Origin of the sequence: Streptomyces agglomeratus (assembly GCF_001746415.1) — a bacterium.
Lineage (GTDB): Bacteria > Actinomycetota > Actinomycetes > Streptomycetales > Streptomycetaceae > Streptomyces > Streptomyces agglomeratus.
In genome coordinates, this window is the sequence record NZ_MEHJ01000001.1 from 366215 (window position 1) to 387360 (window position 21146).

The 21146-nt window shown below is 67.4% G+C and carries 19 protein-coding genes and 7 pseudogenes; 17 read left to right on the forward strand and 9 right to left on the reverse strand.

Annotated features, from left to right (window positions below; translation table 11 throughout):
* Positions 1-19: 19 nt before the first annotated feature.
* The 3 genes and pseudogenes from AS594_RS44385 to AS594_RS40605 all read left to right on the forward strand — a co-directional run.
* The gene (locus AS594_RS44385; RefSeq protein ID WP_167367965.1) at positions 20-181 is read left to right on the forward strand and encodes a hypothetical protein; all 162 of its coding nucleotides are present in this window, start codon (positions 20-22) and stop codon (positions 179-181) included.
* 4 nt (positions 182-185) lie between these two features.
* On the forward strand, positions 186-341 hold the full coding sequence (locus AS594_RS44390; RefSeq protein ID WP_167367966.1) for a hypothetical protein: 156 nt from the start codon (positions 186-188) through the stop codon (positions 339-341).
* 604 nt (positions 342-945) lie between these two features.
* Positions 946-1238: pseudogene (locus AS594_RS40605) on the forward strand (methyltransferase domain-containing protein); the annotation flags it as partial.
* Positions 1239-1335: 97 nt separating this feature from the next.
* Here the strand turns inward: AS594_RS40605 and AS594_RS01355 are convergent.
* On the reverse strand, positions 1336-2232 hold the full coding sequence (locus AS594_RS01355; protein ID WP_069934917.1) for an NAD(P)H-binding protein: 897 nt from the start codon (positions 2230-2232) through the stop codon (positions 1336-1338).
* A 54-nt stretch (positions 2233-2286) separates the two neighbouring features.
* Between AS594_RS01355 and AS594_RS01360 the strand changes: the two genes are divergently transcribed.
* Together AS594_RS01360 and AS594_RS45825 are read left to right on the forward strand one after the other, a co-directional pair.
* Positions 2287-2883 (forward strand): TetR family transcriptional regulator, encoded by a 597-nt coding sequence (locus AS594_RS01360; protein ID WP_069934918.1) that lies wholly within the window; start codon positions 2287-2289, stop codon positions 2881-2883.
* A 90-nt stretch (positions 2884-2973) separates the two neighbouring features.
* A pseudogene (locus AS594_RS45825) lies at positions 2974-3090 on the forward strand (DUF4839 domain-containing protein); the annotation flags it as partial.
* Positions 3091-3096: 6 nt separating this feature from the next.
* Here AS594_RS45825 and AS594_RS45830 read toward each other — a convergent pair.
* Together AS594_RS45830 and AS594_RS44395 are read right to left on the reverse strand one after the other, a co-directional pair.
* Positions 3097-3279, reverse strand: a complete 183-nt coding sequence (locus AS594_RS45830; protein WP_240509324.1) for a hypothetical protein — start codon at positions 3277-3279, stop codon at positions 3097-3099.
* An 89-nt stretch (positions 3280-3368) separates the two neighbouring features.
* Positions 3369-3509 (reverse strand): hypothetical protein, encoded by a 141-nt coding sequence (locus AS594_RS44395; protein WP_167367967.1) that lies wholly within the window; start codon positions 3507-3509, stop codon positions 3369-3371.
* Between the two features lie 714 nt (positions 3510-4223).
* On the opposite strand from AS594_RS44395, the pseudogene AS594_RS42665 reads away from it, so the two are divergent.
* Together AS594_RS42665 and AS594_RS45835 are read left to right on the forward strand one after the other, a co-directional pair.
* Positions 4224-5077: pseudogene (locus AS594_RS42665) on the forward strand (IS5 family transposase).
* 216 nt (positions 5078-5293) lie between these two features.
* On the forward strand, positions 5294-5470 hold the full coding sequence (locus tag AS594_RS45835) for a type IV toxin-antitoxin system AbiEi family antitoxin domain-containing protein (protein ID WP_240508889.1): 177 nt from the start codon (positions 5294-5296) through the stop codon (positions 5468-5470).
* 361 nt (positions 5471-5831) lie between these two features.
* On the opposite strand, the gene AS594_RS01385 is transcribed toward AS594_RS45835, so the two are convergent.
* On the reverse strand, positions 5832-6017 hold the full coding sequence (locus AS594_RS01385; RefSeq protein WP_069925254.1) for a hypothetical protein: 186 nt from the start codon (positions 6015-6017) through the stop codon (positions 5832-5834).
* A 351-nt stretch (positions 6018-6368) separates the two neighbouring features.
* Between AS594_RS01385 and AS594_RS45840 the strand changes: the two genes are divergently transcribed.
* The 4 genes and pseudogenes from AS594_RS45840 (at position 6369) to AS594_RS01405 (ending at position 8759) form a co-directional block, all read left to right on the forward strand.
* Complete coding sequence (locus AS594_RS45840) at positions 6369-7049, forward strand: transposase family protein (protein ID WP_240508890.1); 681 nt, start codon at positions 6369-6371, stop codon at positions 7047-7049.
* A 150-nt stretch (positions 7050-7199) separates the two neighbouring features.
* Positions 7200-7787: a hypothetical protein gene (locus AS594_RS43770; RefSeq protein WP_141747135.1), complete on the forward strand. Its 588-nt coding sequence runs from the start codon at positions 7200-7202 to the stop codon at positions 7785-7787.
* 62 nt (positions 7788-7849) lie between these two features.
* A pseudogene (locus AS594_RS01400) lies at positions 7850-8245 on the forward strand (DUF5753 domain-containing protein); the annotation flags it as partial.
* A gap of 157 nt (positions 8246-8402) precedes the next feature.
* Positions 8403-8759 carry an ATP-binding protein gene (locus AS594_RS01405; RefSeq protein ID WP_069934919.1) on the forward strand — a complete coding sequence of 119 codons (357 nt, stop codon included), beginning with the start codon at positions 8403-8405 and terminating at the stop codon, positions 8757-8759.
* 156 nt (positions 8760-8915) lie between these two features.
* Here the strand turns inward: AS594_RS01405 and AS594_RS01410 are convergent.
* A pseudogene (locus AS594_RS01410) lies at positions 8916-9613 on the reverse strand (transposase); the annotation flags it as partial.
* 64 nt (positions 9614-9677) lie between these two features.
* Positions 9678-9914, reverse strand: a pseudogene (locus AS594_RS47465) (hypothetical protein); the annotation flags it as partial.
* A gap of 181 nt (positions 9915-10095) precedes the next feature.
* Between AS594_RS47465 and AS594_RS47850 the strand changes: the two are divergent.
* Positions 10096-11210: pseudogene (locus tag AS594_RS47850) on the forward strand (methyltransferase domain-containing protein).
* 612 nt (positions 11211-11822) lie between these two features.
* The gene (locus tag AS594_RS01420) at positions 11823-12341 is read left to right on the forward strand and encodes a GNAT family N-acetyltransferase (protein WP_069925259.1); all 519 of its coding nucleotides are present in this window, start codon (positions 11823-11825) and stop codon (positions 12339-12341) included.
* A gap of 119 nt (positions 12342-12460) precedes the next feature.
* Here AS594_RS01420 and AS594_RS01425 read toward each other — a convergent pair whose 3' ends face one another.
* A complete protein-coding gene (locus tag AS594_RS01425; protein ID WP_069933632.1) occupies positions 12461-12751 on the reverse strand; it encodes a RidA family protein in 291 nt (96 codons plus the stop codon).
* Positions 12752-12928: 177 nt separating this feature from the next.
* Positions 12929-13909: a threonine ammonia-lyase gene (locus AS594_RS01430; protein ID WP_069925261.1), complete on the reverse strand. Its 981-nt coding sequence runs from the start codon at positions 13907-13909 to the stop codon at positions 12929-12931.
* Positions 13910-13956: 47 nt separating this feature from the next.
* Here AS594_RS01430 and AS594_RS40625 point away from each other — a divergent pair, with 47 nt between their 5' ends.
* The gene (locus AS594_RS40625; protein ID WP_079148364.1) at positions 13957-14634 is read left to right on the forward strand and encodes a tyrosine-type recombinase/integrase; all 678 of its coding nucleotides are present in this window, start codon (positions 13957-13959) and stop codon (positions 14632-14634) included.
* 115 nt (positions 14635-14749) lie between these two features.
* Here the strand turns inward: AS594_RS40625 and AS594_RS01435 are convergent, their stop codons facing one another.
* Positions 14750-16198, reverse strand: a complete 1449-nt coding sequence (locus AS594_RS01435) for an alpha/beta fold hydrolase (RefSeq protein ID WP_240508891.1) — start codon at positions 16196-16198, stop codon at positions 14750-14752.
* A 1456-nt stretch (positions 16199-17654) separates the two neighbouring features.
* Here AS594_RS01435 and AS594_RS01440 point away from each other — a divergent pair.
* From AS594_RS01440 to AS594_RS45860, 3 genes are all read left to right on the forward strand, one after another.
* Positions 17655-17972: a DUF4142 domain-containing protein gene (locus AS594_RS01440; protein ID WP_240508892.1), complete on the forward strand. Its 318-nt coding sequence runs from the start codon at positions 17655-17657 to the stop codon at positions 17970-17972.
* A 108-nt stretch (positions 17973-18080) separates the two neighbouring features.
* Positions 18081-18704, forward strand: coding sequence for a hypothetical protein (locus AS594_RS01445; protein ID WP_069933631.1), 624 nt, complete (start codon positions 18081-18083; stop codon positions 18702-18704).
* A 681-nt stretch (positions 18705-19385) separates the two neighbouring features.
* On the forward strand, positions 19386-20987 hold the full coding sequence (locus AS594_RS45860) for an IS1634 family transposase (protein WP_240508893.1): 1602 nt from the start codon (positions 19386-19388) through the stop codon (positions 20985-20987).
* Positions 20988-21146: the final 159 nt, after the last annotated feature.

Consider the following 21146-nt stretch of genomic DNA (forward strand, 5'->3'; position numbering starts at 1 on the left):
CGACCAGGACGGTTCCGTAATGCCGTCCCTTACGGGTGGCGTACTCGTCGACATCGACCACCCGCGGGGTTGGCAGCTGCCGTTCTGGCAGTTCGTCGACAAGTCGCAGGACCGTGCTCCGGCTGACGCCGACGCCGAGCGCTTGGGCCATGCAGGCTCCGGCTCGGCCAGCCAAGGCTAGCCCGATGTCGGACAGCATCGAGCGAAGACGTTCCGTGCGCTGGCCGTGGGCCGGGCGGCACCCTGCTGACGCGAAGGCGGGGCGGCGCCTGGTCGACGAGATGGCCGCTGCCGGCGGAAGGCTGGGCCAGATCGCTCCCTGGGGAGGCACCTGGCTCTGACCACCCCGCGCCTGTCCGGCAGCAGCTCGCTGTTGGTGTCGGCCTGCCCGCCGCGCGATACCCATGGGGCCGCTCGGTCCATCACGGCCCGGTTGGTAGACAAGTTTCTCACCGTCCCGCCCGACCGGCTCAGAGCCCTGTGGAACGCGCTACTGCGGCCCTGAGAGTAGCCACCGCAGCCGGGCAGGGCACCCTGCCCAACTGCTGCCGCCGCTCGGATGTGCAGGCGGTGTGGAACTGGTGAGCTGAGGGGCTTTGGGCTGCTGGCGTTGCTGCGCGGCTTCGATGTGTTCGCGGACGCCCTCGGTGTAGGTGAGCCAGGTGGAGACGCCACGGTGCGGGCGACCACAGTGTCCGTGATCTTTTTGCCCTGTTGTTCCAGAGTGGTGAGTCGGTGAGGACGCGCTGCGCTCGGGGTCTTCGCGGCGGGCTGTGGCGGTTCGTCCAGGTGTCCGCCGCGACTGTCCTCACGTCCCTTCAGCCGCTCCTCCTTGGCGTGCTGCTCCTAGTGGTCATCCCCCGGGGCCTGTACGGAGTGATCGCCGCGCGCATCGACTACCGCGTCCACGAGCGCATCATCTCCGCGTCGCAATGTCCGCGGGCGGGGAACCCGCGGGCAGCCGACGTCGGTGCCGGCCTGGATGTCTGACGGCCATGTTGCACGAAATGGGCTGGACGCCTTCGGGCTCGACCTCTGCCGGGGCATGGTCGAGCATGCCCCGGCGGGCTATCCGGCGCTGCGGTTCGATGAGGCGCTGATGGAGGCCCTGCCGGTCGAGGACGGCGCGCTCGGCGATGGCCCACTACTCGATGATGCATACCCCGCCTGGGGAACTGCCCGCGCTGCTCGCCGCGCAGGCACGTGCTCTGGCACCAGGGGGCCTGCTCCTGGTTGCCTCCCGGACCCACGCGCCCGGCACATCCCGGAGGCGGGGGGCCGGGGCGACGGCGGACTGATAGCTGCAGCCAGGGGCGCAGATCGCGGCCGACGAGGTTACGACCCCTGCGAACCCTCCGTGAACGCGGCGGCGTGGTCGGCGGCCCACTGGCGAAACGTTCGCGGCGCCGTCCCGAGGATGTCGGCCACCGCAGTGGTGATGTACGCGGGCTGTCCGACCGCCGCGCTCCACGCGGCGAGCAGCATGTCGACGACCGAGCTGGGCGCCGTGCCCTGCGACAGGTTTCGGAACTCGTCCGGCGTCATCTCTTCGAATGGGATCCGGCGCCCCAGGGCGTCGCCGATGACGCCCACTTGCGCGGCTTGGGTCAGCGATTCGGGGCCCGTAAGGACGTAGTCGCCTCCGGCGTATCCGTCCTGATGGAGCGTCCGCGCCGCGACGGCTGCGATGTCGCGGTCGTCGACGGGTGCTGTCTCGGCAGCGCCGTAAGGCCAACGGACGGCCTCGTCGGCCCGGATCGCGGGCGCCCACCAGGCCAGCGAGTTCGACGCGAGCATTCCCGGCCGGATGATCGTCGACTCGAGTCCGGTGGCCGCGATGAGCCGCTCGATGTCGGCGTGCAGCACCGCCATGGGATTGGGCTGCTGGAAGAAGGGGTGCGGCGTCTGGTGCGGGGAGGAGAGGAAAACGACCCGCCGCACGTGGGCTGCCAGCCGCTCGACGACTGCCGCGGCGGTCTGAGGCGGGGCGGTCCAGACGAGGAAGACCGCACCGGCGCCATTCAGCGCCGGGTCGAGTGTCTCGGGCACGGTGAGGTCGCCGGTGAAGACGTCGACCTTCGCCGGCAGCGTCGCCGCCGCCTCGGAGCGATGGGTGAGGGCGCGGACCGGCACGCCCGCGTCGAGGAGTTGGTCGACGACGACGCGGCCGACCCGGCCCGTCGCCCCGGTTACCAGCACGGGAGGAATGTCTGTCTGGTTCACGACAGCCATGAAAACGTTACTCGGTTAAAAACGCAACCCGGTAATGAATGTTACGGTGGTCAGATGAGCGAGCCGACGGGACTGCGGGCCCGCAAGAAGGAGCGGACGCGCGACACCATCGGCGACGCGGCCATCTCACTGTTCCTGGAGCGCGGCTTCGACCGCGTCTCCGTCAACGACATCGCCGCGGCGGCCGAGATCTCCAAGCCGACCCTCTTCCGGTACTTCCCCACCAAGGAAGACCTGGTGCTGCACCGGTTCGCGGACCACCAAGGAGAGGCGGCACGCGTCGTACGTGACCGCAGGTCCGGCATCAAGCCGGTGACGGCGCTGCACCGGCACTTCCGGGTCGGCCTCGATCGGTACGACCCCGTCACCGGCCTCAACGATCATCCGGAGGTGGTGGCGTTCCATCGGCTGGTGTTCACCACACCGAGCCTGGCAGGACGGCTCACGCGGTACCAGCTCGAGGACGAGAAGGCACTGGCGGACGCCCTCGGCGAAGGCATCCAGGCACGCCTGCTAGCCGCACAGGTACTCGCGGTCCAACGGGTGCTCGCCCGGACCAACTGGCAAAAGATCGCCGACGGTCGAACCGCCCACGACGTCCAACCAGAGGCCATAGCCGAAGCCGACCAGGCATTCAACCAACTGCGGTGACACGCGACACTCCCAGTCGAAGAAGGCTCCACAGCCTAGTGCACGCGTTGCCACCGGCCCGGACAGGCCGCTTCCACGCTGTTTCGATCGGTGCCGACGCACTCTGACCAGAACAACCCGGAGTTCGCGGCACTGCTCAAGGCAGACTCGTGCGACGAGGCGAACCTGGACTTCGCGACCAGGCACGAAGGCCAGACGATCGCGTTCAACGGCTCACTCGTGAACATGGCGCCGCCCCACAGTAAGTACGACACCCTCCACTTGGCCGTAGTAGTTGACGTGGACGTAGCCGACGCACGAGTCGGAGCCGTCGAAGTTGTAGGCGCCGTGGAGCTCCTCCAGGGCGGTCAGGATCGCGCGCAGCTCCAACCCGGGCACCCAGTGCGGCTGCCCCACCTGTCCGTCTCCTGGACGTAGCCCATTCCTTCTCCGGGGGGGGGTTGTAAACCTTGACACGGATCGCACTGCCGCCGGAGAAGTAGTCGCTACGGACGGATACCTTGATCTGTCTGGGCATGGTCGACCAGCGCGACGTTGGTGCCGGTCGCGGTGCCGAGCTTCGCCTCGACGTTGCGGGCGAGCTTGATGTCCGCACGGATGCGCTTCGCGATCTGAGCGGTGGACAAGCCCTTGGCCCCTCCGTACCGCACGCCGTAGTGGACGTCGGGTAGGCGGTATCTGTGCCAGGTGGCGGCGTCTCTGTTGCCGCCCCTTCCTGATGACCTGCCCCTTGTTCTGGGCGGCGGCAATGGCACGGTCCAGCATGCGCTCGGCAGCGTTGCGCTCTTCGGCGCCGGTGTACTTGAAGTTGGCGGGCGGGTTCAGCTCGACCAGGCGGCGGAATGCCGTGTTAGGAACAGTTCGGGTGTCTCATCGGCCGGCCTGTCTCAGCGGGCCGTCAGCGGCTGCGGCATGCAAGTCGCCCTGGCTGGCGGGCCAGGTGTCTCAGCCGTCCGGAGATCCATTGCTGAGTCTTTGCCAAGCTGGGTTGTTGAAGCCACAACAGACATGGACCAGTCAGGCGACATAAGTGCCACGTCAACCGCGGGGTGCTTGAACTGTCGAGAGATTCAGCGAGACCTTGCACTGGTGAGCATCCTTGCAGGCACCGCGGAGCGACCATGAACATGCCTGAAGACCTTGGCAGGCTGACCGACCTCGAGAACCGAGCTTGGGCGGAACTTGTAGAAGGGAACGAAAAACAAGCACTTCAGTGAGCCTTTTCCATCCTCAGCTTGAGTGGGCGTTAAGTCCGGTCTTCCTCGGTTCGTGATCGCTCGATCGTGGTACTGATCGCCGTCCCGGCCGCCTGGTGAGCATGTCCATGTTGAGATGCGAGCGTGAAGAGAGAGCCGTACCTCAGCGACCTATCAGACGAGCAGTGGGCGTTGATCGAGCCGATGATCACGGCCTGGAAGCAGGACAGGGTGGCGCGGTCGGCGACCGGAGATCCCGGGTCCTGCGACCTCCGGGAGGTCGTGAACGCGATCTTCTATCAGAACCGGACGGGCTGTCAGTGGCGCCTCTTGCCGCATGACTTCCCGGCCTGGTCGGCGGTGTTTTACTACTTCGGCCTGTGGCGCGAGGACGGGCTGGACCAGCGGATCCAGGAACTCCTGCGCTGCCAGGTGCGGGAGAAGGCCCGCCGATTAGAGGACCCGTCCCTCGTGATCATCGACACCCAGTCCGTCCGCGCCGCGGCGGGTGTCCCGAAGCCACGACGGGACTGGACGCGAACAAGAAGGTGTCGGGGCGCAAGCGGGGACTGGCCGTCGACGTTCTGGGGCTGATCATCGGCGTCGTCGTCCTGGCCGCCTCCGCGCACGACAACGCCGCCGGCACCGCCCTGCTCGACCAGGCCGCCGAGCGGTGCGGGATGCGCCTGGAGAAAGCGCTGGTGGACCAGGGCTTCAAGGACGAAGTCATCATCCACGGCGTCCTGCTGGACATCGACGTCGAGGTCGTCCGCCGCAACCCTGCTGACCACAGCAAAGGGTTTGTCCCGCAGCCGAAGCGGTGGGTGGTCGAGCAGACGAACGGCACGTTGATGCTGCACCGGCGTCTGACCCGGGAGTACGACCACCGGCCCGACACCTCCGCCTCACGCGTCTACTGGGCCTCCACCGCGAACATGGCCCGCCGCCTCACCACCCCCGCTCCGGCCTGGCGCGACACCCTCGGGCTGGCCGCGTGAACGTCTCCGAGCTCCTGGCCTACCTTCAAACCCAGCAGGACGAGGCCACCACCCGGGCCGCAGAACTACGCGGCCAGATCGAGCACCTCACCGCTGCCCTGGCCGAGAGCGAAGCGCGACTCACGGATCTGGCCACCACTCGAAAAGTCATCACGGAGGCCGCACCAGCAGGAGCCGAACCCGATCCACGAGGCGAACACCGCCTACCAGGACATCGTGAACGCGTTCAACCAGCACCCCGACCAGGTGTTCCGAGCTCGCGAGCTGCACGAACTCCTCGGCATGCCCACCGACGAGGCATCCGTCAACATCACCCGCAGCCGCCTCGGCCGCCTCACCCGCCAAGGCTTCCTCACCCAACCCGGACGAGGCCATTACCAGAAACGGACTTAACGACCTCTGAGCTGGCCAGATGGAGGGTGAGGACGGCTTGGACGAGGCTGGTGATGTCGAGCAGCGGAGCCTGCGGAGGAGTATCCGCCAGGACTTGAGGGTGGCGATGGCCTGTTCGGCAAGGGCCCGGACGTTTGCTAATCCCGTTCGTCGTCCGGCACACCTCGCGCCTGCCTCTCCCTCCCATGAAATGCCGTCCGACATGGGCGGCGGCGGTCAGCCATGGCTGCGATCAGTTGAGCAGGAAGGTTGCAGACCGGCTCTCGACGGCACCCGGATTAGCCGGGCGGACGGACCTGCCGTTGCCCCGCGAGCAGGGCGCCGTAGGAGAAGCTGTGTGCCCTGCGAGGCGCCAGGCCAGTCACCTGCCTTTTTTGTTGAACCATCCGAGCGACTGGAGGACGGACGCGCCGATAACGAGGATGCCGAGAGGAACGACCGTGAACCAGGTGGCATCGGCTTTCATGGCCGCGAGCAGGGCGATGGCGCCGAGGGCCAGCGCCAGGAGCACGAGCATGCCCAGAAGGACTCGAATCTTGGAAACCAACGGAGGACTCTCCAATGTTCAGGCGGGCTCTATTGACCAGACAGCGTTCGCTACCCGTTGGACGGCTGGCGACGGTTGCCCAGTAGGGAGTCAGCAAGCTCCCCGGCGTGACACCACGGCTCCGTCAGGAAGCTCATGGAGTGAGTCTCCCAAGGCTGCCTTCCCGAGGCGTCAGTAGAAATACGTAATCGAAGACGTAGGTCACCGGTCGGCCCGGGGCGGGGCAGCGGCCAGCTGTACAGTGAGCCATTGCCAATCTCACCTGTCGGATGGCCAGTTGGCCTGACGGACGGATGAAGCCCCTGTAGACGGGTTTTCGACCAAGAGAACCGTCTCCACCAGAGGCTTCGTATGCTTGTCTACCCGTCCGGCGTCGACGTTTCCAGCTCTGCCCTGCGCTTCCTCACTGCCCGCCTGAGGGAACACCGTCGTGTTCTCGGCACCCGATGGCGGCGCCTGAGCGCGGGTCGCCAAGCCCTGCTCACCCTCGTCTACCTCCGCAACGGCCAGCCGTATGCCCAGCTCGCGGCTGGTTTCGGGATCGGCACCACCACCGTCTACCGCTACGTCACCGAGGCCGTCGGGCTCCTGGCCGTCCTCGCCCCCACGCTCGCCGAAGCCATGCGGGCCGCGTCGATGAAGGCGTATTTGATCCTGGACGGGACGCTTCTGCCGATCGACCGGATCGCCGCCGACCGTCCCATCCTCGGGGTTCGTCCTCGGACGAGGCAGGAGTTTGAGGCGCCGGCGCAACGTTCGGGAAGCGGTCGCGTACGCGTTGCTGTTGGCGGCGGATCACGTCGGCGGTCTCGCAGCCGACCGGAAGGCGGCGGCCGAGCCGGTAGGCCTTGTGGTTGTCGTAGACGAGAACGGGGCGAGCCGTCGGGGTCACTGGCGAACAAGGACGTCATCGGCTCCGGCGACGTTGCCTCGTACGAGGCGTGGCAGCGTCGTTGCGGGTACTCGCGTACCGCCGCGAAGTGGCCCCCGGGCAAGACCACGTGGGACCTGCTCAAGGTTCCTGGGGAATAGTGCCAGGGCGGAGTCGGGATCGGCGGTGACACAACCGCAGGTCAGCTGGCCTATGGGAGGTTGATTCACGCCGTCTGCGGCTGCTGGCTAGTCCACAGTTCACCGCACCAGGTTGGGGGCACCCCTCTGTCTTGCCACAGGAGCAAATCCATGACTGTGCCCACCCCTGCCCCCGGCTACCCACAGCAGCCCGTCGGTGCTCCCCCTCATGTAGCCCCGCAAGCCGCCTACTCCCCCTTGCCTCCGCAGCCGCAAGGTGGCCTCAATAAGCCCGGCGGTCAGCTCAACGCCAAGCACAAGACTATCCTCGGTTGTGGCGGCATGCTCGCCGCCTTTCTCGTGGTCGGGATGATCGCGGCTGCCGTGTCGCCCTCCGAGGCCAAGCCCGCCGCGGCCAAGCCGGTCCCTGCCGTCACGGTTACCGCAACCGCAACCGTCACCGCTCCCCCGCCGGCCAAGGCGCCTAAACCGTCACCGACGAAGCCAGCCGCGCCGCAGAAAGCCCGCGTCCCCGACATGACCGGCAAGTCCGGGGACCTGCTCGTGGAAGCGCTCCAGAAGGCAGGCTTCACCGACGGATACCGGGCCACCTCGTTCCACGACGTCAGCGGTCAGGGACGCACCGTGTTCTTGCTCACCAACTGGCAGATCTGCGACCAGGACCCGAAGAACAAGACCGTCCCCGTCACCGCCAAGATCTCAGTCGGTGCCGTCAAGTTCGGCGAAACCTGCCCATAAAGATCTGAAACACGCACGATTGCGCTCTCTCATGGCTCCGGCCGTGAGAGAACGACGTTGCAGAGGCCGTGGAGGCCCGCATGAGGCGCTCCCGGGTGCTGTTCGTCAACGGGAACCGCTTCTCCGTGCTGGTGGAGGAGTCCGTGCTCAGGTGCCGGATCGGTGACTCCGAGACGATGGCGGGACAACTGGGCTACCTGCTCACGCTGATGTCGCTGCCGTCGGTCAGTCTGGGCGTGATCCCCTTCTCCGCTGCGCGCCCGACCTGGCCCCTGGAGACCTTCAACGTCTTCGACGACGCCCGGGTCCATGTCGAGTTGCTGTCCGCGGCCGTGAAAATCACCGCTCCTGGCGAGGTCGAGCAGTACGTCAGAGCCATGAAGACGATGGCCGATTCGGCGGTGTACGGCAGTTCGGCCCGCGGGTTGATCACGGACGCCATTGCTCATCTGCGGTAGACCGCATAGAGAACCGTAGAAAACTGTGGAGGTGCCTCACGAGCCTTCCCTACGGTCGCAGCACACCGCTTGCTGTCGGGTCATCTCGGCCCTCTGAACCGGTCTGTGACGCACAGTCGGCGGCCTCCCTGATCGTTCGACAGCGGACGAGGTCCCGATGTCAGTGACCGCCACACCCTGCCCTACAGGACACCCCGGGTACTCCCAGACCCTCCCCCCCGAGGCGGAGAGCCCGGCCGTAGCCCGCAGGCTCGTCCGTACCGCTCTGGCCGCCTGGGGCCTGGAGGACCAAATCGACGACGCCACGGTGGTCATCACCGAGCTGGTCTCGAACGCCGTGGACCATGGCCGCCTCCCCTCGATCCGCGTGATCGTCTCTCGCCCCACCGAGAACTGGCTCCGCCTCGGGGTCGTCGACCGCTCGAAGGTCATCCCGATGATGCGGACCGACTCCAACGGCGATCAGATCCGGGGCCGTGGCCTCCTGGTGGTCGACGCCCTGACCGAGCGCTGAGGCACCGACCTTTACCGGTGGGGCAAGCAGGTCTGGGGCGAGTTGAAGTGCGACGGCCCCTCTGACTCCCGTCCACCTGGACGGGTATCCACACCACCAGAGAAGGAGATTCCCAATGATCTTGTCAAGTCAGGGCGGTGACGCCTTGTGATGCGTTCACTGCGCTGCGGCAGCAGCTTGGGGGACGGCTGTCTCGAAGTTTCGGCCGTCGCGTATGAGGGCCCAGAGAACGTTCAGACGGCGCCTGGCGAGGGCCAGGATCGCCTGCTTATGAGACTTCCGCTCGTCGCGCTTGCGGCGGTAGAACGCCTTGGAGACGGGGCAGTGCATGAGCGACCTGGGCCGAGAGGTAGAACATCCGCAGGAGTCTTCGACTGTAGCGGCGGGGTCGGCGGAAGTTGCCGCTGATCTTGCCCGAGTCGCGTGGGACGGGGGCGAGGCCGGCGACGCCTGCGAGGCGGTCAGGGCTGCCGAAGAGGGCCATGTCTCCGCCGGTGGCTGCGATGAACTCGGCGCCGAGCATGTCGCCGATACCGGGCATGCTGGTGATCACTCCGGCGTCGGGATGCTCGCGAAACCGGCCCTCGATCAGGGCTTCGAGCTCGGCGATCTCCTGGTCGAGGGACATCACCTCCCTCGCCAGGGTGTAGACCATCTTCGCGCAGGTCTTCTCCCCGGGGACGACGGTGAACTGGGCCTCAGCGGCGGTGACGGCGGCCTCCGCAGTGCTCTTCGCCGCGTTGAGGGTGCGCACGCCGTGATTCTTCAGCCAGGTCGCCAGCCGGCCCCCTTCCGATCCTCCGCAGGGCGGCCGGGGTCTGGTAGCCCGTCAGCAGGATCAGTGCGCTCTTGGAGACGCTGTAGTCGGAGCAGTTTCAGCAGTTCGGTCTCGCTGTTCGGCACGCGGCGGGAGAGCAGCGTCTTCCCGTCCGTGTCGATGGCAGTGCAGTGGTGCTCGGCTTTGCCCGCATCCGTCCCGGCCCACAGTTGGGGCATCAGGTCCTCCTCCGCCGACGTGCGTGTACTCCGTCCCAGCAGACGACCTCGCCGACGTGTCCATACGAGCGATTCAGTTCGCGCATCCCAATCAGCGGCCGAGTCGTCGCGGGGAGTCGGGCGGCCAATCTCCTTGAGCCACAACAGCGGCGCCCACATGCCAGCCACACCCGGCTCCCCTGGGTGTCCCGATCTTACGAGTGACCCGAATCAACCCACGAAGAAAGGTATGGACCCACATGAGTGACAGCGGAAAGCACGGCGGCCAGCCCTCGGACAAGCCCTGGACTCCCCCGAGTCCCTCGGAGCCGAGCCCTGACGGGTCGGGACCGAAGAAGTGATCCCGACGCGAGCGCAGGACGGTCACGCCGCCCTCGTCCGGTTACTGGACGAGCAGGGGCTCCTGACCCCGGCCTGGCGACAGGTGTGGGAGAAGCTGCCCCGGCACCACTTCATCCCACAGGAGATCTGGCGCCAGCACCCAGACCGGTGCGAGCCCGTCACGACATACGAGGACTGGTGCGATCTCGTCAGCAGCGACGAGCCGGTGATCATCCAGGTGGACGACGGGAACGAGGACGGGCCCGGTGTGGCCACGTCCTCGAACTCCATGCCCTCCATGGTCGCCAAGATGCTCGGGCTCCTCCAGGTCAAGAACCACGACCGGGTCCTGGAAATCGGCACCGCCTCCGGCTACTTGGCGGCTCTGCTGGCCGAGCGCCTCGGGGACCGCAACGTCTACAGCGTCGAGATCGCCCCCCCCTGGCCGCCATGGCGACCAACCACCTACGGCCCCTCGGCTACACGCCGAACCTCCGCCTCGGTGACGGAGAGCTGGGGTGGCCGGAGGAGGCACCGTTCGACCGGCTCATCTCCACCTGCTCGCTCCGGCGCGTGCCGTACGCATTCGTGGAGCAGGTCCGTCCCGGCGGCATCATCGTCGCCCCGCTGTACCGCGACTTCTGGAGCGGCGCCCTGGTCCAGCTCACCGTCCAGACCGACGGACGCGCCTGGGGCCACTTCCAGGGCGGAGCCTCGTACATGCCAATGAGGTCGCAGCGGGCAACGGCAACCGTGGAGGTCGACTCCTCCACAGCACGCTCCCGGACAGCCGGCCTGGACCCCGAGGAACTGCTGTCCCTTGGCTTCGCCCTGTACGCCGGGGCCCGACTGCCAGGCGTATGGATGCAACACTCCCGGACCGAGGACACCGTCAAGGTCTGGGCTCGTGGCGAGGACGGGTCAGCCACGTCCACGGCGAAGGGCGAGGACTTGTAGCAGTACGGGCCACGTGACCTGTGGACGGAGATCGAGGCCGTGCACCGCGAGTACGTCGCCCTCGGCCGACCTGACGCCCAGCGCTTCGGCCTTACGGTCACGGCCGAGGGTCAGCAGGTCTGGATGCACCACCCGGGGGCGACCGTGGCCCCCATGGCGAGCGGTACTGACCGCTGATCGCCCTCGTTGAGCCGAGGCCACCTGATCCCAGGAGGCTCGCCCCGGTTCAGCGAGGTGCAGAGAGCCCCGGCTGTCCTCGGACAGTCGGGGCTCTGTCGGCGTCACCGTCAGGTTCTTGAGGAGTAGCCCGTGCGAGGCAGCGTGTTCCCCTGGCTGAAGCGACTGGCGTTTGTGGACGGTTGCCACGGGTCGAAGCGTTCGGGCAGCTCGCGCCACTGGCCGCCGGTGCTGAGTCGATGGATGATCCCGTTGATCACCTAGCGGTGGTCCCGCCACTGGCCGCACCGGTTGTTGCCCGTGGGCTGGGCAGGAGCGGTTCCAGGACCGCCCACTCGTCGTCGCTGAGATCCCCTCTGCTGAGCACGATCAGAGCAACGCTGCCGCGCGAAGGGATACGACCTTCAGCAAGCGAAAGCCCCGGTCAGCAGTCCGGAAAGGGGTTGCCGCCGCAGAGTAAGGGCTACTACCCTCACGCCAGCGCGACAGACGCGTGATCTCGGGATGAGGAGGTTGATGAATATGGCTGCCGTTGGCCGTGATCAGCATGCCCTCATCCGGCCCGTGCGATAACAGAGCGCGGCCGGTCGTTCCAACGACCTGGAGAGACACATGTCTTCCTCTTTTTCACACGGCCACGCCGACGTGGTCACCAAGCGCCTCGTCCTGCGGCCCTGGACCAGGAGCGAGGCCATAGCGGTCCTCGACGACACCCGGCCCCCGCACTGGGCGGACGACTTTCCCGCCGGAGGCGATCGGGTGGTCGCGGGCCTCTTCGAGCAGTACCCCGACTGGCTCGGCCCCTACGGCCACCGTCTGGTCATCGAGCGCGACAGCGGCCTAGTGGTGGGCTCCATCGGCCTGTTCTGGCCGCCCAGCAAGGGGGTCCTTGAGATCGGCTACGGCATCGTAGTCTCCCGGCGTGGCCGAGGCTATGCCCCCGAGGCCACCAAGGCCCTCGCCGACTTCGCCCTCACCTTGCCAGATGTCCACACTGTGTCCGCCGACGTGGAACTGTCGAACCCGGCCTCATTCCGAGTACTGGAGAAGGCCGGCTTCCGCCGCTGGACGACCGGGGAGAACAACGTAGTCAAGTTCAGGATCTCGAACCCGGACCGCGATCTGCGCTGATTTCGTGGGGTCCTGGAAGCAATGCCCTCCAGGACCCCACCGCGGTCGCTGAATTCCCGGGCTACCAGCGTGATCGGAGAGACGGGCCTAGGGTCCTGGCGGGCAGGGTGCGGGCGCCGTCACGGAGGGCACCCAGGATGGTCGGGGGATGTAGGGGTGTAGTCGACGACGTAGATCACCTCCTTGACGATGTCGTCGGGGCCGGCGCCCGCGGCAGCGAGGGCGGTGGTGATGTTGCGGGCGATCACGGCGGCCTGGGCTGCGTGATGCCGCCGGTGGAGTTGCCGGAGACGTCCCCAGGCGAGCTGCCCGGAGAGGTGGATGAGTCGACGGCCGGTGGTCGTGACGACCTGGCCGATGAGGCCGGGTGCGGCGTTCGAACCGGGAGGGTCGATGCGCTGAACGGTCACGGGGCGGCTCACTCCAGTGGGTGGTGGCGAGAGTTACGGTGAGACTGTCGATGGGGGCGGTGCCGTCCGGTTCGGTGCTCGCCCAGGCCATGGTCCAGCGCGTTCAGGCCGTTGCCGAAGCCAACGGCGGCATCGACTGGGACATCAACATCGAGTTCACCTCGGTCCGAGTAATTGTCAAGACCTGTGGATGGGAGCCGGGCCGACCCAGCGGTGGTAGGCATCTACATCGACGTTGCTGCCGCACACGATGGTGGCTACGTGTCGGCCGGCGAAGCGGTCACGGTCCTCGAGGATCGCCGCGACGCCGAGCGCGGCCGACGGCTCGACGACGAGGCCCGCGTGGTCGAGGAGCATCCGCATACCGGCGATGATCGTTGCCTCCTGCACCAAAACGGCGTCGTCGGCTACCAGGAGTAGGTCGTTTAGGACGGCCGGGATGGGACGCCGGCCGGCGACGCCGTCAGCGATCGTGTTGGTCGAGTCGGTAGTGACCACTCGTCGCATGCGCCACGAGTGTGTCATCGCCGGTGCGCCCAGCGGCTGGACGCAGATCACCTCGACCTCGGGTGCCAGGGCCTTCACCACATGCCCCACACCGGTGGCCAGCGCCCCACCGCCGAGAGCGATCAGGACGGCGTCGAACGACAGCTCAGTGCCGACCAGTTCCAGGCCGATGGTCGCCGCGCCCTCGCAGGTTTCGATGTCCAGGCTGTCTTCGACCAGCCGGATGCCGTCGTACCGCGCGATGGCCACCGCCCGCTCGCGCGCCATCTCGTGGTCTCCGTCCACCAGCTCCAATCCGGCGTCCAACGCGCGGATGCGATCAAGCTTGGCCCGAGTCGCAAAGCGGGATGCCACGACTGTAACGTCGAGCCCCCGGCCGCGACCGGACCACGCAAGGGCTTGGCCGAGGTTGCCCGCGCTCGCGCACACCGCGGCTCGCGAGGCATCGTCGGCCAGCAGGCTCGCGACTACCTCGGTGCCGCGGGCCTTGAAGCTGCGGACCGGGTTCGCCGTTTCCAGCTTGATGCTCACCGTGCACCCGAGGCCGGGCTCCAGTGCCTCGCAGCGGTAGAGCGGAGTGTCGAGAAAGACCGGGTCGATTACCCGGCGAGCCGCCCGGATCCGAGCAGTGTCGAGACGCGTTTCCTGCACGACACAGCAGCGTAGCGCCACCAGTGCTGGTTCCATGAGTAACTGTGATGAAAGGCGAATCCCTGGTCCCCATCGACGAAGAAATCCACAAGCTCATCATCGACCAGCAGCAACGTGTCCTCGCCCGCTGGACCGACGGCTGCCCGCACCTATTTCCCCGGCCGCCGGAGAACCCCGACGGCGGCTATCCGACCGCGTGCTCCACCTACTGGCTGGTCCTCTACCGCTGGCTCCAACTCTGCGAATTCCGCGACCAGCACGGGCGGCCCGCCCACTTCACCCCTCACCAGTGGCGTCATACTCTGGGCACCCGAATGATCAACCGGGACGTCCCGCAAGAAGTTGTACGCCGCATCCTCGACCACGACACCGCCGAGATGACCGCGCACTACGTGCGGCTGCATGACACCACGGTCCGTGAGCACTGGGAGAAGGCCCGCAAGGTCAACATCAGCGGGCAGGCCAGAACTCGACCCCGACGGACCACTCGCCGAGGCGGCCTGGTCCAAGCAGCGGCTCTGCGCGCCACCCAGGCCCTGCCGAACGGCTACTGCGGCCGCCCGTCCAGCAGTCCTGCCCGCACGCAAATGCCTGCCTGCCCTGCCCGATGTTCATCACCATCATCCCCGAGTTTCTTCCCCAGCACAGCCAACACCGCAGCGACATCCTGCAAATCATCACGACCGTCAACCGGCGAAACCACCCCCACCTGGCGAGACGCATAAACCGCAATCACCCACGAACTTCACGTACCAGCCGTCCTCTAAGGGCAACCGGGCGCCCAGCGCTCACGGGCACGTGACATCGGTCGCCGTCGCCCGATGTCGTGCCCCGGAACGATCAGCTACTCGCGGCCGGGGCACACCTGTGCCCAGCATTCGGGATCTTCAGCTCAAGGAGGTAGTCGTCCACCGCCTCGCGTGTGCAGTTGGTGCGGCCGTAGACGCTGTGTCCTGCGCCCTCGTACGGCACCAGGACAGTCGTCCTGCGGGTCTGTCGGTGCACGTTGGTCGCCCACGCGTAGTTGTTCGCCGGGTCGTGCAGCGAATGCAGCATGAGAATCTTGGGTGCCTCGGTGATCTGCGGCCGATGCTGCGGATTGTTCACCTTGTACGGCCAGCCGACACAGCCTGCCACTCCTGCGTGAATACGTGGTGAGCCGCGCATATGTGGGGCGGCCCGCAGTTCGGCCCGGGTCAGGCCGGCAAACTCCCGGTAGTCTTTCGGCCGGATGCGCCAGTCCTGGCAGAACACCGCGTGGAACGGTTCGGCGGTCGCCGGCTTGTCACCTACCTCTGAGATCCGCAGTCGCTGCGGTGGCCGCCGCTCTTTCAGCTCCCCGGCGCCGAGACTTGCCACGTACGTGGCGAGCCCGTCCCAGTCCGGGCCGTAGAACGCCTTGAAGGCCACCTGTGTGATCGCGTTCGCGGTGAGGGCCTGGGCTGGGTTTCCCGGATCCTGTACTTCTCCCCGGTCCGCCCTGGCCAGCAGGCCGTCCCACACAGCGGTGACGTCCCGGCCATGAAGTGCGCAGGACCTGGTGCGGTCGCACCAGGTCACGAACTGCTGGAACGAGTCCTCTGCGGTGACCGCCGAGGAGACGAGGAACTGCCGTGCGTTGAGGCTGTGGTCGATGTTCGCGGTGAGGGCCATGGTCCGGAGCCGGTCACCGTACTGCTCCGCGTATTGCTGGCCGATCAGGGTGCCGTAGGAGTGGCCGAAATAGTTGATCTCCTTCTCGCCCAAGGACCTGCGGATGGCGTCCATGTCGTGGACAACGCTCAGGGTGTCGGCGTGGTCGAAGATGGGACCGCTGTGCCGTCGGCAGTCCTGTCGTAACGTCCGGTTGAAGGTGGCCAGTTGCTCAAACTCCCCCTGGCTGCGGGGGTAGGCCGACGGCCGTTGGGCCAACAGCTCCTGAGAGCATTTCACCGGCTGGCTGGCACCGACACCTCGCGGGTCGAACCCAACGATGTCGAACCTCTTCTGGACGTCCGCGCTGAAGTGGGCCTTGGCGCGCCGTACCGCGAAGTCCACACCTGAATCACCCGGCCCGCCGGGATTCACCAGCAGCACACCGACTCGGCGACCTGGATCGGTCGCTTTGCGACGGGCCACCGCGAGATCGAACGTCGCACCCGAAGGATGTGCCCAGTCGATGGGTAGGCGCAGAGAGCCGCACTCTGCTGCGGCGTCCTGGGGACACGGCTTCCAGACAATGGCGTTCGATGGCGTCGAGCTTCTGCCGGCAGGGGCGGCGTCCGCTGCCGCCCCGCCCGACGTCGGCACTCCGGCTGCGAACGCTCCAACAGCGAGCACTCCGGTGAGCGCCCTGAAGAACGGTTGCATGCAGTCCCTTTCAAAGATCGCACAAAATGGATCACGGGGATTACTCCCTCGCCGAGCGTGGTGATTGGCCTTGCGGGTGCACAAGAGCCCGAGACCGGAATCAGGGAAGGCACAGGGGCGCGATCAGGGGTGGCCTCAGGAAGGCACCTCGAGGGTTGCCGCCTGACCCCCTGAGCGATCCCGGGACTTGGTACCGCTCCGCCACGGTGTGGCGGTCGGTATCGTCAACGGACCCGGAGAGCGGCCGTCAGCCTGCCGCCGCTCCGGGCCGCGACATCCACAGGGGCATCAAACACACCCGCCACAGCAAAGGCCCTTGCCCCGGCCGTCGGGCGAGGGTCACAGCCGGCGGTCAGGACGCCGGGTGCTCTGCTGTACGACTTGACGGGCGTCAGCGATGAAGTCGCGGGTGCTGTCAGGAGCGAGGGCGTGGACCTGGAGGTGGTCGTACATCACGCTGTAGTGCTGCGCGTCGGATGGTTCTCCAGGTAGAGATCGCTGGTCAACCGCTCCAGGTACACCACCCGAGAACGGACCGGGGGCGAGCACCTCACCTTCAACATCGGCCAAGGTCCGAAGGGCCCACAGGCACAGAACATCATCCGTCGCTAACCGGGCAAGTGGTCAGGAACGGGGCGGCCGTCCGGTCCGGCGGCCGTCTCGTCCCCCCTGATGAGCTGCCTCCCAGGGTGGATGGACGGCCGCCCCGCACCACGCTGCCCGCCGACGCCACACGAGCACCTGCTCATCAGCATGCCCCCAATGGCCCCTGCCCCGGCCCAACGGCACCGCCCACCACGCGTCACCCGACCGAACCGTGACCCGAGATTCACCCGCTGCCTCTCGGTCGAGGCGTGCACATTCGCGGATCTCGGATTGCTCGCCCTGGGGCCCCAACGGACCGGGAGTTCCCACCCCAAGCCACCTCACCGAAGGGCCGGGTGGCCACGGGCTCCCACAAGACACGCCCTAAACAAGCCGGGGATCACATCGCTTGGCGACAGAGCATTTAGGACAGGCAGTGCACCTGATGCCCGGGCGGGCCGTCGCGCCCCCTCCTGTCGGCTACCTGGGTGAACGACCGGCCCGGTCTGTGAAGGCCCGGCATGAGGGTGGGATGGATACGTGCTGGGCGCTGTCTCATGCGTCCGATCCGATCACCGGCGCGACGTCGGCTGTGCCGCCGTGCCGGTTCGAAGGGAGCAGTACCGATGCGTGGACGGCTGATATCCGCTGCTGTTGCGGCGGTGGCGCTGTCCGGCATATCCGCACCCCCTGCGTTCGCCGACGCAGGCGTGAGCGGCCAGGACGAGATGTTCCTGATGTAGGCCCATCAAGGCAACCTCGCCGAGATCGCGGCCGGGCACGACGCACAGAAAACGCGACCAGCACGTGCGTGAAGCACGTGGGTGCCGTGCTGGTGCGCGACCACACCAAGCTGGACGCGGATGTGAAGACGCTCGCGGGCAGGCTGAACGTGACGCTGCCGGCTTCCCCATCCGCGGAGCAGAAGAAGGAACTGGCCGCCGTGCAGGCGAAGGACGGCAGCTCTGCGTACGACGCGGCCTGGCTCACCACCCAGGACGCCGCGCACCGCAAGACGCTCGCGCTGATCGACCACGAGAGCCCTGCTGATCTCACGCCTTGCCCTTCTCAGTGCCGCCGCGCCCTCACCGAAGCATCGTGCCCGGGCCGCCCTGCGACAGCGGCCTGAGATGGGCTGGTAGCCCGTATGCGCTCCCTGTGTGGTCTGTGCCGGTGATCACGCCGAGGCTGGTTGCGGTGCCCTGGGTCACGGGGCTTGAGTCTTGGAAGGATTCGCATGTCAGAACGCAACACGGCCCTGCGCAGTCTGCACGACATCGGGCTGGCGGCCTGGTTCGGTGGCTCCCTGATGGGTGCCATCGGCCTCAACGGCGCGGCGAAGAAGACTGGGGACGATGAGATGTCCACCGCGCGGATCGCCAGCGCCGGCTGGGCAGCCTGGACACCGGTGAACGCAGCAGCGATCGGTGCTCATCTGGTGGGCGGGGCCGGCCTGCTGGGTGCGAACAGCGACCGGGTGGCCTACCAGCAGGGCGTGGGCGCCTCCACCGTGGCCAAGCTGGCGCTCACAGGAGCAGCCCTAGCCGCGACCGCCTACACCCGCGTCGTGGGCAAGAAGGTCGAACTCGCCTCATCCCTGGACCCCAGAGACGCCGAGACGGCCGCCGAGCACCCCATCGAGCTTGAACAGGCGCAGCGTCAGCTCGTCCTGCTGCAGTGGGCGGTGCCCGCGCTGACCGCGGGCCTGCTGGTCCTCAACGCCCTGCACGGTGAGCAGCAGCGCCCCGAACAGCAACATCTGGGGATGATGCGCCGAGCCGCCACAGCCGGTGGCACCGGTCTGGCCGCCGTTCGGCGGGCACGCGAGCACGGCATGGCGGGACGGCACTGCGAAGCGTGAGTCACCCGCCCCGGCCGCCCGTACCCCGCCAGGGCCCGAACCTGCCTTCGCGGCCCAACATGCCGACGGACCGTAGTGCTCGCTCCGCTTGCCGGAATGTCAAGCTCGTCCAGAGCAGCGCCAGGCCGAGTTCGCTGCCCGCCGTCCTCCGCCGCCTGCGGACTGGGTGATCCTCTCGACGTCGGCGAGGGCCGACTTGCCTACGGCCGTGCACGTCGGCGGCGGACGTACTCGCGCGATCGACCGCACACAGGCGTTACGCGCACTCGCCGACGGATCAACCCGTGCCCGACAAGCAACCACGACCCGGGCTTGGCTACCCGCTGGGCTTCAACGACCGAACATGCGGCAGGGCTCCTCAGGGGTCGTTCGGGTGAGCTAGGCGTGGCGGCGGCGCACTCACGCCGGACCGGTGAGACTGTCTACGTGTAGATAGGGTGCTGGGCCCCCGGCGTGGCCGTCACAATCCGGCTGGGGGCCTTTGCCTGCCAACTGCACCCGCAAATCTGGTACCTCGACTCCCCTCTAGTCCCGTACTTCGCGGGTCGTTGATTCGTATGGTGTGACCGGTCCGGGAGTGTCCCGGGCCGGTCGCAGGGCGTTGGTCCGGATGTGTCGATGACTTCCCGGTCCCCGCGGCCACGATCTGAGCGTCAGCGCCTTGAAGTGGTGGTGACGTCCGTGGTGGAAAAGCGTCTGGGCGCTCTGCCTGTCGCTGCCGAGTTTCTGCGCCGGCTGGACGTGGCCGGGATCGTCGACGAGGTGTGTCCAGGCGGCGCGAGCGCGCATCTGACGCACGGGCAGGTCATCGAGGCGCTGGTGGCCAACCGGCTGACCTCGCCCGCACCGCTGGTGCGCGTCGGGGACTGGGCCCGCACCTGGGCGGTGGAGGAGGTCTTCGGCATCACACCAGACCTCCTCAACGACGATCGCCTGGCCCGTGCGCTGGACGCGATCGCCCCGAAGCTGGAAGTCGTCGCCGGCACCGTCGGCGCGCGGGCGATCACCGAGTTCGGGATCGACGTCTCGCGGCTGCACTGGGACATGACCAGCATGTCCGTCCACGGCGCCTTCCCCGCCCAGGACCAGGACGAGCAGTACCCGCTGATCGCCTGCAACGGGCATCCCAAGGACCGGCGGCTGGACCTGAAGCAGATCCAGACCGGGCTCGCGGTGACAGCCGACGGCGGGATCCCCGTGCACTCCCGGGTCTTCGACGGCGCCGCCGCCGAGGTCCGTCAGGTCGTCGGCGCGATGAACGACCTCAAAGCGATGGCCGGCACCCGCGAGTTCTTGATGGTCGCCGACTCCAAGCTGGTGTCCTACTCCAACATCACCGCCCTGCTTGAGGCCGGGGTGGAGTTCGTCGCGCCCGTCCCAGCCGCGCAGATCAAGGACGAGGTCTACGCGGTCCTGGATCCTCAGCGGGGCGAGCCCGTCGACCGGGTGCCTGAGCGGGACGAGAGGAAACCCGAGGCGGAACGGGAGACCTACCGGGTCCTGGAGGACACCCACACGCTGACCGGCCGCCGCAAAAGCGATCCGCCGCTGACCGTGCGCCGGATCCTGGTCCACTCCACCGCCGTCGCGGCCGGCCAGCAGGCTGCCCGGGCCAAACGACTGGCCAAAGCCGCCGAAGACCTCGACAGGCTCACCGCCGCGGCGGGCGGACGGCACTACAAGACCAGAGAGAAGATCGTTGCCCGGATCGGCGTCATCGCGACCAAGCGCCGCGTCACCTCCTGCCTGCGCTGGCACATCACCACCGACGAGCACGGCACCCCCAGCCTCACCTGGCACTTCGACCAGGACGTACTGGGAGCCGAAACAGCCGTCGACGGCTGGTGGGCGCTGATCACCAGCGTCCCGGCCGAGAAAGCCGGCCCGGCCCACGTCCTGATCCATTACAAGGGCCAGGGCACCGTCGAACGGCGTTACCACGACTTCAAGGGCCCCCTCGCGGTGGCACCGGTCTTCGTGCAGCACAACCGGCGCGTCGCCGCGCTGATCCAGGTCATCTGCCTGGCCCTGCTCGTCTTCTGCCTGATTGAGCGGCAGGTTAGACGCGCGCTCGGCCCCGACGAGACCATGCCCGGCCTCTACCCGGACAACCGCCGCGTCCGCCCCACCGGCCGGATGATCCTCTACCAGCTCGGCGAACTCACCCTGCGGATCGGCAACGTCACCGACCCGCCAACCGTCCAGATCAACCGCGGCGTCCAACTCCACCTCCTCGACCTACTCGACACCGACATCACGCAAACCCGCTGGCCACAGACCTAAAACGGTCACCCGCGAAGTACGGGTCTAGTAAACTGACGCGGGCAAAGTATCGGGCAAGGGCGACCTGGGGAAGCCTGGTGTCGGGCATGGGGCAAGCCTGCGACGGCGCACGGCGTCAGAGCACGCGACCGCCGCCGGACACTGGCACCTGGCCGGGCT

Coding starts and splice junctions, on each gene's coding strand:
- AS594_RS44385 (WP_167367965.1), top strand. CDS start 20: ATGCCGTCCCTTACGGGTGGCGTACTCGTCGACATCGACCACCCGCGG.
- AS594_RS44390 (WP_167367966.1), top strand. CDS start 186: ATGTCGGACAGCATCGAGCGAAGACGTTCCGTGCGCTGGCCGTGGGCC.
- AS594_RS01355 (WP_069934917.1), bottom strand. CDS start 2,232: ATGGCTGTCGTGAACCAGACAGACATTCCTCCCGTGCTGGTAACCGGG.
- AS594_RS01360 (WP_069934918.1), top strand. CDS start 2,287: ATGAGCGAGCCGACGGGACTGCGGGCCCGCAAGAAGGAGCGGACGCGC.
- AS594_RS45840 (WP_240508890.1), top strand. CDS start 6,369: ATGCTTGTCTACCCGTCCGGCGTCGACGTTTCCAGCTCTGCCCTGCGC.
- AS594_RS43770 (WP_141747135.1), top strand. CDS start 7,200: ATGACTGTGCCCACCCCTGCCCCCGGCTACCCACAGCAGCCCGTCGGT.
- AS594_RS01405 (WP_069934919.1), top strand. CDS start 8,403: ATGTCAGTGACCGCCACACCCTGCCCTACAGGACACCCCGGGTACTCC.
- AS594_RS01420 (WP_069925259.1), top strand. CDS start 11,823: ATGTCTTCCTCTTTTTCACACGGCCACGCCGACGTGGTCACCAAGCGC.
- AS594_RS40625 (WP_079148364.1), top strand. CDS start 13,957: ATGAAAGGCGAATCCCTGGTCCCCATCGACGAAGAAATCCACAAGCTC.
- AS594_RS01445 (WP_069933631.1), top strand. CDS start 18,081: ATGTCAGAACGCAACACGGCCCTGCGCAGTCTGCACGACATCGGGCTG.